This is a genomic window from Variimorphobacter sp. HTMS_6 (genome assembly GCF_059717775.1).
Genome location: NZ_AP046094.1, coordinates 1687944 through 1702326, shown reverse-complemented (window position 1 = coordinate 1702326; position 14383 = coordinate 1687944). Strand labels below are relative to the sequence as shown.

At 36.0% G+C, this 14383-nt stretch carries 10 protein-coding genes; all 10 read left to right on the top strand.

All coding sequences use genetic code 11. From position 1 onward, the window contains the following. Nucleotides 1–76: 76 nt before the first annotated feature. Nucleotides 77–2164, top strand: coding sequence for a polyribonucleotide nucleotidyltransferase (locus AC6IWN_RS07650; protein ID WP_497991784.1), 2088 nt, complete (start codon nucleotides 77–79; stop codon nucleotides 2162–2164). A gap of 415 nt (nucleotides 2165–2579) precedes the next feature. Then, nucleotides 2580–3836: a M16 family metallopeptidase gene (locus tag AC6IWN_RS07645; RefSeq protein ID WP_497991783.1), complete on the top strand. Its 1257-nt coding sequence runs from the start codon at nucleotides 2580–2582 to the stop codon at nucleotides 3834–3836. Between the two features lie 102 nt (nucleotides 3837–3938). Then, nucleotides 3939–4619 (top strand): TIGR00266 family protein, encoded by a 681-nt coding sequence (locus tag AC6IWN_RS07640; protein WP_497991782.1) that lies wholly within the window; start codon nucleotides 3939–3941, stop codon nucleotides 4617–4619. Nucleotides 4620–5033: 414 nt separating this feature from the next. Continuing rightward, nucleotides 5034–6998, top strand: a complete 1965-nt coding sequence (gene thrS / locus AC6IWN_RS07635) for a threonine--tRNA ligase (protein ID WP_497991781.1) — start codon at nucleotides 5034–5036, stop codon at nucleotides 6996–6998. A 444-nt stretch (nucleotides 6999–7442) separates the two neighbouring features. After that, on the top strand, nucleotides 7443–7595 hold the full coding sequence (locus AC6IWN_RS07630) for a CPC_1213 family protein (protein WP_497991780.1): 153 nt from the start codon (nucleotides 7443–7445) through the stop codon (nucleotides 7593–7595). Between the two features lie 323 nt (nucleotides 7596–7918). Further along, complete coding sequence (locus AC6IWN_RS07625) at nucleotides 7919–9193, top strand: O-acetylhomoserine aminocarboxypropyltransferase/cysteine synthase family protein (protein WP_497991779.1); 1275 nt, start codon at nucleotides 7919–7921, stop codon at nucleotides 9191–9193. A gap of 466 nt (nucleotides 9194–9659) precedes the next feature. Beyond that, nucleotides 9660–11996, top strand: a complete 2337-nt coding sequence (locus AC6IWN_RS07620) for a bifunctional diguanylate cyclase/phosphodiesterase (RefSeq protein WP_497991778.1) — start codon at nucleotides 9660–9662, stop codon at nucleotides 11994–11996. A gap of 234 nt (nucleotides 11997–12230) precedes the next feature. Then, entirely contained in the window at nucleotides 12231–13019 is a 789-nt protein-coding gene (locus AC6IWN_RS07615) for a ClpP family protease (protein WP_497992186.1), read from the top strand. A gap of 13 nt (nucleotides 13020–13032) precedes the next feature. Continuing rightward, nucleotides 13033–13272 (top strand): YlzJ-like family protein, encoded by a 240-nt coding sequence (locus tag AC6IWN_RS07610; protein WP_497991777.1) that lies wholly within the window; start codon nucleotides 13033–13035, stop codon nucleotides 13270–13272. Nucleotides 13273–13501: 229 nt separating this feature from the next. Beyond that, nucleotides 13502–14374 (top strand): undecaprenyl-diphosphate phosphatase, encoded by an 873-nt coding sequence (locus AC6IWN_RS07605; RefSeq protein ID WP_497991776.1) that lies wholly within the window; start codon nucleotides 13502–13504, stop codon nucleotides 14372–14374. Nucleotides 14375–14383: the final 9 nt, after the last annotated feature.

The window sequence follows — 14383 nt, the reverse complement described above, 5'->3', positions numbered from 1 at the left end:
TTTCGGTGCCTCCGACTCTAGAGAAAACAAGCAAGATTAATAACGCTATGCTTGTAACAAGAAAAGGAGACTAACTATGTACAAAAGTTTTAGCATGGAATTAGCTGGCAGAACTCTTACCGTTGACGTAAATAGAGTAGCTGCACAGGCAAACGGTGCTGCATTAATGCATTATGGTGATACCGTAGTATTATCTACAGCAACAGCATCCGATAAACCAAGAGAAGGAATTGATTTCTTCCCTTTAAGCGTGGAATATGAGGAAAAATTATACGCAGTAGGTAAAATCCCAGGTGGATTTATTAAAAGAGAGAGCAAACCTTCCGAGAATGCAATCCTTACCTCCCGTGTAATTGACCGTCCGATGAGACCGTTATTCCCGAAGGATTACAGAAATGATGTAACATTAAATAACCTTGTGTTATGTGTTGATCAGGATTGTTCCCCAGAAGTAACCGCTATGCTTGGTTCTGCAATCTCAACTGCAATTTCCGATATTCCTTTTGACGGTCCTACCGCATCTACTATGGTAGGTATGGTTGATGGAGAATTAGTATTCAATCCTACTTTATCCCAGAGAGAAAAGTCCACATTAGTACTTACTGTAGCATCTACAAGAGATAAAGTTATTATGATCGAAGCAGGTGCAAATGAACTTGCTGAGGATAAGATGATTGAAGCAATTTTTGCTGCTCATGCGTTAAATCAAGAGATTATCAAATTTATTGATACCATTGTAGCTGAGGTTGGTAAATCAAAACATGATTACATCAAATGTGATACACCGGCTGATTTATACGAAGATATGGTTAACTTCATTACACCGGAAGGTATGGAAGTAGCAGTATTCACAGATGAGAAACAGGTAAGAGAGGCAAATATCAGAGAGATTACAGATCGTCTGGTTGCTCGTTATGAAGAGAGTCATCCGGAATGGCTTCCTTTACTTGGTGAAGCAATCTACAAGTTCCAGAAGAAGACTGTTCGTAAGATGATCTTAAAAGATAAGAAACGTCCTGATGGTAGAGCAATTGATCAGATCAGAAGACTTGCTGCAGAAGTTGATGTATTACCTAGAACTCATGGTTCTGGTATGTTCACTCGTGGACAGACACAGGTACTTACCATCACAACCTTAGGCGCTTTAGCTGAAACTCAAAGACTTGACGGAATCGATGAAAACGAAACCGGTAAGAGATATATGCATCACTATAACTTCCCGTCCTATTCTGTTGGTGAAACTAGACCATCCAGAGGACCGGGTAGACGTGAAATCGGTCACGGTGCACTTGCAGAAAGAGCACTTGTTCCGGTACTTCCTACTGAGGAAGAATTCCCTTATGCAATTCGTACTGTATCCGAAGTATTAGAATCTAACGGTTCTACTTCACAGGGTTCCATTTGTGCTTCTACATTATCATTAATGGCTGCAGGTGTTCCGATTAAAGGAATGGTAGCCGGTATCTCCGTAGGTTTAGTAACCGGTGATAGCGATGATGATTATATCATTTTAACAGATATCCAGGGTCTTGAAGATTTCTTCGGTGATATGGACTTTAAGGTTGCAGGTACTCATAAAGGTATCACAGCGATCCAGATGGATATTAAAATCCATGGATTAACCAGAGAAATCATCGAAAAAGCAATCTATCAGACCAAAGAAGCAAGAACTCATATCTTAGATGATGTTATGGCTCCTGCAATCTCTACACCAAGAGCAGAAGTAGGTCCTTACTCTCCAAAGATTGTTCAGATTAAAATTGATCCTTCCAAGATTGGCGAAGTTGTTGGCCAGAGAGGTAAGACAATCAATGCAATCATCGAGCAGACAGGCGTTAAAATCGATATTACCGATGAAGGTGCAGTATCTGTTTGTGGCGTTGATAAGGAAAGCATCGATAAGGCTTTAGAGATGGTAAGAATGATTGTTACCGAATTTGAAGAAGGCAAGAAATACACTGGTAAAGTAATCAGCATTAAGGACTTCGGTGCATTTATTGAATTTGCACCTGGCAAAGAAGGCATGGTACACATCTCAAAGATCTCTAAACAGAGAATTGAGCATGTTGAAGATGTATTAACCTTAGGCGATATCGTAACAGTTGTATGCCTTGGTCAGGATAAGATGGGCAGAATCAGCTTCAGTATCAAAGATGTTCAGTAATAATATAATATAATTTAATCTTGATTGATAACCCCATGCTTTCAATGTAAACACATAAGCGAAAGTATGGGGTTGTTTTATGATTTACCTTTATTGAGTGTGTTGGATCAATTATCCAATAGGATAGAACTGTTTGAAACAAACATTCCTATCCTATTAGTTGAATTAGCTGCATATATATGGTAGTATTAGGTAACATCGAATACTGTAGAAGAATTTAGTCGTATTTACGATTTTAAAATCACATTTCAGTTATCAATCATTTTTCTCTATTTCGTTAATACTATTATCAATCCTTCAAACTAATATTACCATTACAATATCAAGAATATATAAAATAACTGCAAAAACGTTTAACATTTTACAGCTTTCGCGAGGGATATACAAAAGGTCACAAAAAACGGGAGGAACCTATATGACAAATATCACAAAATTAAAGAATAACATAACCGTCATAACAGAAGTATTACCATATCTTAGAAGTGCATCTTTAGGAATTTGGGTCAGAGTAGGTTCTGCTAATGAGGATGAGAATAATAACGGAATTGCCCATATTATTGAACATATGCTTTTTAAAGGGACAAAACATCGTGACGCAAAACAAATAGCAGATGAAATGGCAAGAATCGGAGGCAATATGAATGCATTTACCAGCAAGGAATGTACCTCATACTATGCCACGACTTTAAGTGAGCATTTACCGATTACAATAGATATTTTATCTGATATGTTTCAAAATTCATTGATTGATGAAAAAGCACTAAAGAAAGAAAAGGGAGTTATCATTGAAGAAATCGATATGTATGATGATTCGCCCGAAGATTTGGTTCATGAAATGCTTCAACAACGTGTATGGAAGAACCATCCACTTGGTTATCTGATATCCGGTACAAAGAAGATTGTAAGAAAAGTCACCAGAGAAGAGATTTTAGATTTTATGAGCACCTATTATGTGGGAGAGAATATTATCATCTCTATCGCTGGCAATTTTGATGAAGACCAGATTATAAAGATATTAGAAGAAAAGTTTGATTTGATTCCTGCTAAGAGTGAAAAACAGATATCTCTGTTAAGTAAACCTTTGTATAACAGGGTTCGTTGTAAGAGAAACAAAGACATAGAACAGCTTCACTGTAATATCGCATTCGACAGTATATCGTATCTATCCGATGAGCGGTATGTATTATCGGTGTTAAATAATATATTCGGTGGAAGTATCAATTCGAGGCTGTTTCAACAGATTAGAGAGAATAGTGGGTTGACTTATTCCATCTATTCTTATGGCAGTTCCTACCGCGAAACCGGATTATTTCACATCTACGCAGCGATGAATCCTTCTCAAACTAATACGGTTATTAAAAAGATTCATAGTATCATTAATGATATTAAGAAGAATGGTGTTACTGAGGAAGAGCTGTCTATGACCAAGGAACAGATTAAAACAGAGCTGATACTGGGAAATGAGAGCGCAAAGAGCAGGATGAATGCAAATGGAAAAGCAATGATGAACCGTGGAAGAATTGTTACGATTGAGGAGCTGGTAGACGAAATCAACAAGGTCACACGAACACGAGTAACTGATTTTGCAAATTCGTTTTTTAATCTTGATTCCGCATCCATATCATTAGTAGGTAATCTGAAAGAATTGGACACAAAAGCAATTGGATTTTAATTAAAAAATGTGTAATAGGAGAATTAACGAAGTTTGTTCTTGTGTATTCCTGGGCTCAAACTTTATATGCGCAAAAATCATGCGCAGGAATGGAGGTTAAGTATGAAGTATCAAATTATTGGGGAGCCGTTACCTGCAGTTACCTGTAATCTGGACATGGGTGAAACGATGATAACGGAAAGAGGTTCCATGTGCTGGATGTCACCAAACATGAAGATGGAAACATCCACAAACGGAGGAATTGGTAAGGCAATTGGAAGAATGTTTTCTGGTGATTCCATTTTTCAAAATCGGTATACTGCAATCGGTGGTACCGGAATGATCGCCTTTGCATCCAGCTTTCCAGGATCGATTCGTGCATTAGAGATCGCACCGGGCAATGGAATGATTGTACAAAAATCTGCATTTTTGGCATCAGAGTCCGGTGTAGAGCTTTCTATTCATTTTCAAAAGAAAATTGGCTCTGGCTTATTTGGTGGGGAAGGCTTTATTATGCAACGATTATCCGGCCGTGGAATTGCATTTATCGAAATTGATGGTTATGCAGTTGAATATGTTCTACAACCAGGGCAGAAGATGATAGTTGATACTGGTTATCTTGCGGCGATGACGGAAGGTTGTACGATGGAGATACAGACGGTACCTGGTGTAAAGAATATGTTATTTGGTGGAGAAGGAATCTTTAATACCGTTATTACCGGTCCTGGTAAGATTATATTACAAACTATGCCAGTTAATAATGTTGCAGCTACACTGAGACCATTCTTCCCATCCGCACAATAATTGAGAAGATTTTCATCGCGAATTTCAACTACATCTTGACAATTTTAATCAGAATGATATAATAAATTCTATCAAAATCATTCGTGAATACGTATGATAATATGAAAAGCGTTGAAGAGACGAGTAATATGCGGAAGAATTCAGAGAGAGATAAACTATGGTGAAATTATCTTATTCACACAAGTAATTGATAATGTTTTACTTGTCAGAAGCATATGAATACCAACTCAGAGTGACCCTAATCCGGTTCGGTGATTCCGTTATCAATCAGAATGAAGTGGGTTTATTACCAAAAAGGGTGGAACCGCGACGTAGATTTTACGCTCGTCCCTTTCGAATTGCCATAAAGCAAGTCGAAAGAGGCGAGCTTTTTTGGTGTTTAAATTATAATAGAAATTGAAGGGAGAAAACACTATGAACATTATTTTAAAAGACGGCTCTATGAAAGAGTATGACAAAGCAATGACAGTGTATGAAATCGCAAGTGACATTAGTGAAGGCTTAGCCAGAATGGCTTGTGCCGGAGAGATAAATGGTAAGGTGGTTGATCTTCGAACCGTAGTGGATCAGGATTGTAATTTAAGTATATTAACCTTTAACGATGATGCCGGTAAAGCTGCATATCGTCATACTACTTCACATGTCCTAGCTCAGGCAGTAAAAAGATTATACCCGGATGCAAAACTTGCAATCGGTCCATCCATTGACACGGGTTATTACTACGACTTTGATATTCCTTCCTTTGATCGTGCAGCACTGGATGGAATCGAGAAGGAAATGAAAAAAATCATTAAGGAGGGTGCCGAATTAGTTCGTTTTACCCTTCCACGTGCAGAAGCAATTGAATTAATGAAACAAAAAGAGGAGCCATACAAGGTTGAATTAATTGAAGATCTTCCGGAGGATGCGGTAATATCCTTCTATCAGCAAGGAGACTTTGTGGATCTATGCGCAGGACCTCACTTAATGAGTACAAAAACGATCAAAGCAATTAAACTAATATCATCTTCCGGTGCTTATTGGAGAGGTTCTGAGAAGAATAAAATGCTTACCAGAGTATATGGAACTGCATATACAAAGAATGCGGAATTAGAAGAATTCTTAGCACATTTAGAAGATATCAAAAAACGTGACCACAATAAACTTGGTCGTGAGATGGAGCTCTTTACCACTGTTGATGTGATCGGTCAGGGCTTACCTCTGTTGATGCCTAAGGGTGCAAAGATGATTCAAACCTTACAGAGATGGATTGAAGATGAAGAAGAGATGCGTGGTTATGTTAGAACCAAAACTCCGTTAATGGCAAAAAGTGATTTGTATCGTATCTCAGGACATTGGGATCATTATAAAGAAGGTATGTTTGTTCTCGGTGATGAGAAAGTGGATAAAGAAGTATTCGCACTTCGTCCAATGACCTGCCCATTCCAATATTATGTATACAAAAACAGTCAGAAATCCTATCGTGATCTACCTCTTCGTTACGGTGAGACTTCCACCTTATTTAGAAATGAAGATTCCGGTGAAATGCATGGATTAACCCGTGTACGCCAGTTTACAATCTCCGAAGGTCATCTTATTGTAAGACCGGATCAGATGAATGATGAATTCAAAGGATGTCTTGACCTTGCAAGATACTGCCTGCAGGTACTTGGAGTAGAAGCGGATGTAACCTATCGTTTATCCAAATGGGATCCTAATAATACTGAAAAATACATCGGTTCCGCGGAGGTTTGGGAAGAGACTCAGAGCAGAATCCGTAATATCCTCAATGAATTAGGAATCAAATTCACAGAAGCTGAGGGTGAAGCTGCTTTTTATGGTCCGAAAGTAGATATTCAGGCTAAGAATGTATATGGTAAAGAAGATACCATGATAACAATTCAATGGGATGCTGTTTTAGCTGAGCAGTTTGATATGTATTATATTGATCAAAACGGCGAAAAAGTTCGTCCTTATATCATTCACAGAACCAGCCTTGGATGTTATGAGAGAACACTCGCATGGTTGATTGAAAAATATGCAGGATTATTCCCGACATGGTTATGTCCGGAACAGGTAAGAGTTTTACCAATCTCTGAGAAGTATCATGATTATGCGAATAAAGTAAAGAATGAGCTTCAAAAGAACGGTGTACTTGCTACCGTGGATGAAAGAGCAGAGAAAATCGGTTATAAGATTAGAGAAACCAGATTGAACCGTATTCCTTATATGTTGGTTGTTGGACAGAAGGAAGAGGAGGAAGGATTAGTATCTGTAAGAAGCCGTTTCCTCGGGGATGAAGGCCAAAAATCTCTTTCTACCTTTATCAGTGATATCTGTGAAGAAATCAGAATAAAAGAAATCAAAAAAGTTGAAGTTGCTGATAATAATGAGAAATAATTTTCCGGCGGTTTAATAAAATGTAAAAACATGGGCACGGGATTTGCTGTTTAAAGCTTAATATACTTTAAAGAAACTGATTCATATCAGGATTTTTGCAAACAAAACTAAATATTTATGGAAAAGGAATGTTATTGATTTTACTTTATAGAAGTTTGATTTTCGGGCTTTTAGAGAAGTTTACGATGACATTCCTTTTTATTGTCATATCAAGAATGCTTTGTATCATAAACACGTTATTTACTTTTCCATTAATAATCAGTCATGAGATTGAACTTACTGTTTATACTAAGCATAGATATAAAAATTAATAATGTTAATAAAATAATTATTAAAACCTTATTCTGATTTTGCTTTTATATTTTTTCTTTTTCAAAGAAAAACATTACCCTTTGTTGACTTAACTTCAGGTCATCATACATTCATGAAAGGAAGGTATCATTAATGGGAAATAAAATGAAAAGTACAAAAAATAATAAAAAAGAAGACGGAACATTTCATTCAAAGAAGATAAAACATGACCCACAGGCAGAAAGTGCGAGAGCAGTATTTGGTTTAAAAGACAATAACGATGACAATAACAATTACTCCAGATAAGAATAAAATCACTAGACTGGTGATGATTCATATAATTTAGGTAACCACGTTATCAACAGGGAAGAGATTACTCAGTATTATTATTTATAAGGGAAACATTTTTAATTGTATATAATATTTTATCATGAACAGGATAAGTGAGATCAATATAGGCCATGGTAGAAGGAGCTGTTTTTCCACTTATCCGTCCCTTTGTCATATATTTACCTTTTGTTGTTAACTGTCATTCATCCCTTTATTAATACAACTTGACAAATCACATACTAATTGGGTATGATATCATAAATATGGAATATATGATAATATGTGGAAGGATGAATGGAATGAGTAATTATCGTATTGAAACAAAATGTATCCAGGAAGGATATCAGCCGAACAATGGAGAAGCACGTGTTCTCCCAATTTATCAAAGTACTACCTTCAAGTATGATTCCAGCGAACATGTTGGTAAGTTATTTGATTTAGAAGAGGACGGTTTTTTCTATACCAGATTATCAAATCCGACCGTGGATTGTGTGGAACGAAAGATTGCAGAATTAGAAGGAGGAGTCGGAGCACTTTGTACCTCTTCCGGACAGGCGGCTCTATTATTATCAGTTCTTAACATTTGTAATGCTGGTGATCATATTGTAGCCTCTGCAGCAATATACGGTGGAAGTACAAACCTACTTGGAGTTACGCTGAAGAGAATGGGAATTGAAGTAACCTTTGTCAATCCGGATTCTTCTGAGGAAGAATTACATAAATGTATTCAGGTGAATACAAAGTTAGTATTTGTAGAAACAATTGCAAACCCTGCTCTGGTTGTTACTGATTTAGAGAAATTTGCTGAGCTTGCGCATAGTCATGATATTCCACTTTTTGTTGACAATACATTTGCTACACCAATCAATTGTAGGCCGTTTGAATTTGGTGCTGATATTGTACTTCATTCTACTTCAAAATATATGGATGGCCATGCTGTTGCACTGGGCGGTGTTATCGTTGATAGTGGTAAGTTCAACTGGGATAATGGTAAGTTCCCTGGATTATCCACTCCAGATGATTCGTATCATGGTATGGTATATACAAAAGACTGCGGAAAGAAAGCATTTATTGTTAAGGCAAGAGTTCAGTTAATGAGAGACTTAGGATCAACTCCAGCACCAAATAATGCATTCTTACTCAATTTAGGCATGGAAACACTTCATTTAAGAATGGAGCGACATTGCAGTAATGCACTTAAGGTTGCCGAGTATCTTGAGAAACATGATAAGATCTCCTGGGTTAACTATCCCGGATTAAAGAGTAATAAATACTATGATTTAGCACAAAAGTATTTGCCAAACGGAGCCAGTGGTGTAATATCCTACGGCGTGAAGGGCGGAAGAGAAGCGGCAGTAAAATATATGGATGCTCTTAAATTAGCATCAATCGTTGTTCATGTAGCAGATGCAAGAACCAGCGTATTGCACCCTGCAAGCACAACGCATCGCCAGTTATCCGATGAGCAATTAACTGATGCAGGCATTACACCAGATCTGATCCGCATGTCCATCGGTATAGAGAATGTAAGCGATATTATCGAGGATATTGAACAAGCATTAGCTTTAATTTAAAGTATATTATAATTTGATAAGTTTCTAGAATGTTTAAGGCTCTAGAATGTTTCGTCAATAAAAATTAGTATCAAAAAAGCACGGAAGTTGAGCAGCGAACCCTTACAGTCAGACGTAAAATCTAACGATAGAGGTTTGTTTATTGAAAGCTTATCCTGTGCTTTTTTTATCCTTAAATAATGCATTTTTTAATATCTTAGATCTTTGAATTAATCATTTACTTTCATTTATTATTGGCTTAGATAGACTATATCATAACAAAAAGAGGGTTATTAGTATAATTATACCAGACTACATATTTAGACATTATTTTATAATTAAAGCTAGACACTTTTTATACAATGAAATATAATAGATATGAAATATCTGAATATACATATAAAAATTGTCTTTTGAAAAATAATAACAAAAGAAGTAATGTAACTACAAATGAAGGGGTTGTGCTTATTAAGGCATAGTGATTAAAATGAATATCAAATCTAAAGGCATGATTTTCTCACTACTCATGATTTTATTGATTTCATTAGTTTTAGGTGGGAGCTTATATTATCGATTCAGATCTGTGTTAATTAGTGAAGTTAATCAGGATGTTTTACGGGAGGCAGAGGAGTCATCCGATCAAATTGATCATTATTTAGATCAATTTACAGCACCTTTGGTACATTTATCAAAAAATGATATAATAACATCAATGGATTGGGAGAGACAAAAGAAACTCATATCAGATCAAGTTTACTCTCAATATCTTAATGTAGCAGTTGTTGGACTAGATGGACAAGCTCGTTATCTGGATAATGTAATTCTAAATTTAGGAGATCGGGATTATGTAAAAAAAGCTCTACGAGGTATCACTTCATTTTCTGATGTAATTATCAGTAGAAAAACAAATGAACCGGTAATTATGGTTGGAGTACCAATCTACCAAGGTAAGGTAGTAAAAGGTGCATTAATTGCTCGTATTAATGTTGATTTCTTAGCTACAGTAATACATGGTTACGGCAAAACAGGTTGGGCGTATGTCATCAGTTCGGAAGGAGATATTATCTCTGAAACCTTAAAAGATGAACCGCTAGATACCTATAATTTATATAAACTGTCCAAAACGGATTATAATTATAAATCTTTTGCTGACTTTGTAGAAAAAAGTCAGAGCAAAAAAGCTGGTTATGGAAATTATATTAATAAAGATAAAAAAATACTAATTGGTTATTCGCCAATTGTAAATTCGAATTGGTATGTTTTTGTGGCAACCTATGAATCGGATGCGTTAACTGCGCTACCAAAACTGCAACATATGATGGTGGCAATCATTTCAGTGCTTATGATCATGTGTGTTATCATTGCGTGGTTTGCTGTTGGTCAGTTCACAAAACCTATTATTGAACTTGATGCATTGTTCTCCAAGGGAGCACAGGGCGACTTAACCATCCGTTTTACTCCAAAGACAAAAGATGAGATCGGTAGATTAGGTATTGGATTCAATCGTATGATGGATAAAATTAAGACATTAACACAATATGATCCACTTACCGGATTATTGAATACTTATGTGCTGGAGAAAGAAGTAGAATCTATAATACAAAACGAAACAATTAGCGATTTCTCACTAATTATGGTTTCCATAGATAAATTCAGTATGATTAATGATGCTTATGGATATACCTCGGGAGATGAATTACTACAGCAGATGTCTAAACGTTTGGATAGTTATTCTGCAGATAGTAATCAGATCTATCGGTATAAAGGGGATAAATTTGTATTGCTCTATAAAAACTGTGAGTTGATAAAAGATACGAATAAAATTGCAAATAAAATCTATAAAGAACTGTCAGAAAGCTATCTGATTGCAAATAAAATCATCAATATCAGTGTTAGCTTAGGAACTTTTATATGGGATGATAATACACGCTCTGAGGATCCGATTAATGCGGTAACTCAGGCTAAGAATTATGCAAAATATCTTGGAGGTAATCAAGTTCAATTCTTTGACCGCAACATATACCAGGGTATCTTAGCAATGAAATCAATACAAACTGATATCTATGAAGGTATTAAGAAGGATCAATTCTACTTGGTTTACCAACCTTTATTTGATCTGGAGAATGATAGTCTTGCTGAAATGGAGGCGCTGATTCGATGGGATCATCCAGAAAAAGGACTCCTATATCCGGATAAATTTATTGACCTTGCAGAAAGAACTGGCTCCATTATTAAAATTGATATGTGGGTTATGGAAACAGTATGTAAGCAGTTAAAAAAATGGATGAATAGCGGACAACCTAGGGTAGTTGTATCGGTTAATGTATCTTCAAGGACCTTTGAAACCAAGAATTTTATTACTGATTTACTACATCTGATTCAGTATTATGAAATCGATCCGGTTCTTCTTCAGCTTGAGATTACAGAAAGAATCTTGATTAAGAATGTAGATGAAAGTATAAATAAGCTTAATCAGTTAAGAGCAATGGGAATACGTATTGCAATTGATGATTTTGGAATCGGCTACTCATCACTTAGTTATATTGTTCGTTTACCGATTGATTGCATCAAAATCGATAAATCCTTTGTACAGGATATAGGTTCCAGCAAGGAGGCAGAAGCAATTGTATCCGCCATTATTAATCTCTGTAAAACCTTAAAATTGAATGTAGTAGCTGAGGGTATAGAAAGTCAGATTGAGCTTGATTATTTGAAATCAAATCAATGCGATATCGGCCAAGGATATTATTTCTCAAAACCGGTAAGTATTCACGAAATTGAAACGAAATACTTAGCTCAAAAAACATCATTCAGTAATAAGTAAATAGATAAACATTTAAGTGTTATATATAATGTTAGGTTTAAGCCAAAACATTACTTATAACACTTTTATTTTGCAGAATAAAAATCAATCATTTTCAAATAATAATATGGAATTATTGCTTTTAGCAGTATTTCATCAAATTGAGGAAATGAGGAAGTATTCATGCAGAAAAATTTGTTACCAGACAATAGTTATAAAAATAATACATCGATACAAAATAATGAAGGCAATGAAATGAAGGATACTAAAAACTCAGAAAACAGAGAACAAATGTCGAAGGAAGAAGGCATGAGGGAAGATAGAAGACGAGGATCACAGGAGGATCAGGAAAGAGAAAAGGTAGCAAAAGAAAACGAGGATTTAAAAGATCAGCAAATCAGTGAATATGGTCAGACGCTTCTTGAAAATGGAAAGAAAGATCACAAGATCCATCTGTTATCAATAATTGGTGAAATTGAAGGGCATGAATGTTTGCCCCAACATAACAAAACCACAAAATATGAACATGTTCTACCTCAATTAGCAGCGATAGAAGACAGTACAGACATTGATGGACTTCTCATTTTGATTAATACAGTGGGTGGAGATGTTGAAGCAGGGCTAGCAATTGCTGAGATGATTGCATCACTCAGTAAACCTACCGTATCCCTTGTACTTGGTGGTTCACATTCAATAGGAGTACCTCTGTCTGTTTCAGCAAATTACAGCTATATTGTACCAAGCGCTACCATGATCATTCATCCGGTACGTATGAATGGTACCGTAATCGGAGTTACCCAAACATTTGAATATTTTGAAAGAATTCAGGATCGAATTATTAATTTCGTAGTGAACCATTCCAAGATCGACTATAACAGTTTTCGAGATTTAATGTTAGATACTCACCAGCTTGCTAAGGATGTTGGATCCATCCTGGTAGGAGAAGAGACAGTTAGAAAAGGTATTATTGATGGAGTTGGTGGAATAAAGGAAGCTCTAGCAAAAATTAATGAGATGATCGATGCAAAAAATGAAACAGATTAATTTGGAGGTGCCTATGCTATATACAGCGAGACCGTTGGAGAGAATCTACGCCGTACCGTCTGTCTTTGATCAAAATAAAAAGGAGAGAGAAGAGAATACGGATAATCCGGAGTATAAAGATGTGATTATACCAAACGGTAGGTTGCGCACTCGTAGAGAGGGTGAAAATTATATTATTGAAGGTGTAAATTCTACTGATATGAGTGATTACTTAAATGAACAATACTCTCCGGGTCAAAATTATAAAAGATAAGAATAAATGCTGCTGTTAGGTATCTGTCATAGATCTTAGCGGTAGCAATTATTATTTATAATAAGTTGACATCATAATAATGATAAAAATTATGAAATTGTATCGCGGAAAGGGTTGTTTTATGTTTTAGTCTTGCATATCATTTTTAATAAAGGTATAATTAAATGCAAAAGTATTTAATATATTAAAGTAAATTTCATATCAAAAAAGGACGACGGAGGCTACCACGGTGGGATTGATTCAGTCAATTGTAATGGGTATTGTTCAAGGAATAGCCGAGTTTCTGCCTATCAGCAGCGATGGTCATTTAGCACTAATGAAATTCATTTTGAATATTAAAACAGATGATGTACTTCTATTCGATGTACTATTGCACTTCGGAACTTTGATTGCTGTATTTATCGCATTTTGGAATGACATATGGGAACTGATTAAAGAAGGGATCGGCATAATCGGAGATTGTGTGAATAATTTCTTCAAGATGATACATAACGCGGCCTCAAAGAATAAAAAACCGTATAAAAAAGTGATTTCAACACCGTATCGTAAGCTTGTGATATTAATTATGGTCGCAACAATTCCAACCGGAATTATCGGTGTTATATTTGATAATGCGATTGAAGTAGCAAACCAATCTTTGTTGGTACCTGGGCTTTGCCTTGTATTATCTGGACTCTTGCTTATGATAGCTGACCAGATGAAGCCAGGGAATAAAAAAGAGAAAGAAGCGACCTATCAGGAAGCTGGTATCATTGGTATAGCCCAAGGGCTTGCCATTCTTCCCGGTCTATCTAGATCCGGTTCTACGATTACCGCATGTTTAGTTGCAGGTTATGAACGTGGATTCGCTGTAAAATATTCCTTTATCATGTCGATTCCGGCCATACTTGGAGCGGTAATCTTCAAGGTGAAGGATTTTGACATGGCGTCTATTACGCAAAATCAACTCATGAATTATCTGGTTGGTATGTTGGTGGCTGCAGTAGTCGGTTATATTTGTATCAAAACTATGTTAGTAATAGTAAGAGGTAAAAAATTTAAATATTTTGCATATTATTGTATCGCAATCGGTATCTTTGCGTTAATTTGGTACTTTGCGTAAGGAGGACTA

Bases quoted from the DNA above. Each gene is read 5' to 3' on its own strand.
- AC6IWN_RS07650 (WP_497991784.1), top strand. From the start codon at position 77: ATGTACAAAAGTTTTAGCATGGAATTAGCTGGCAGAACTCTTACCGTT.
- AC6IWN_RS07645 (WP_497991783.1), top strand. From the start codon at position 2,580: ATGACAAATATCACAAAATTAAAGAATAACATAACCGTCATAACAGAA.
- AC6IWN_RS07640 (WP_497991782.1), top strand. From the start codon at position 3,939: ATGAAGTATCAAATTATTGGGGAGCCGTTACCTGCAGTTACCTGTAAT.
- thrS (WP_497991781.1), top strand. From the start codon at position 5,034: ATGAACATTATTTTAAAAGACGGCTCTATGAAAGAGTATGACAAAGCA.
- AC6IWN_RS07630 (WP_497991780.1), top strand. From the start codon at position 7,443: ATGGGAAATAAAATGAAAAGTACAAAAAATAATAAAAAAGAAGACGGA.
- AC6IWN_RS07625 (WP_497991779.1), top strand. From the start codon at position 7,919: ATGAGTAATTATCGTATTGAAACAAAATGTATCCAGGAAGGATATCAG.
- AC6IWN_RS07620 (WP_497991778.1), top strand. From the start codon at position 9,660: ATGAATATCAAATCTAAAGGCATGATTTTCTCACTACTCATGATTTTA.
- AC6IWN_RS07615 (WP_497992186.1), top strand. From the start codon at position 12,231: ATGAAGGATACTAAAAACTCAGAAAACAGAGAACAAATGTCGAAGGAA.
- AC6IWN_RS07610 (WP_497991777.1), top strand. From the start codon at position 13,033: ATGCTATATACAGCGAGACCGTTGGAGAGAATCTACGCCGTACCGTCT.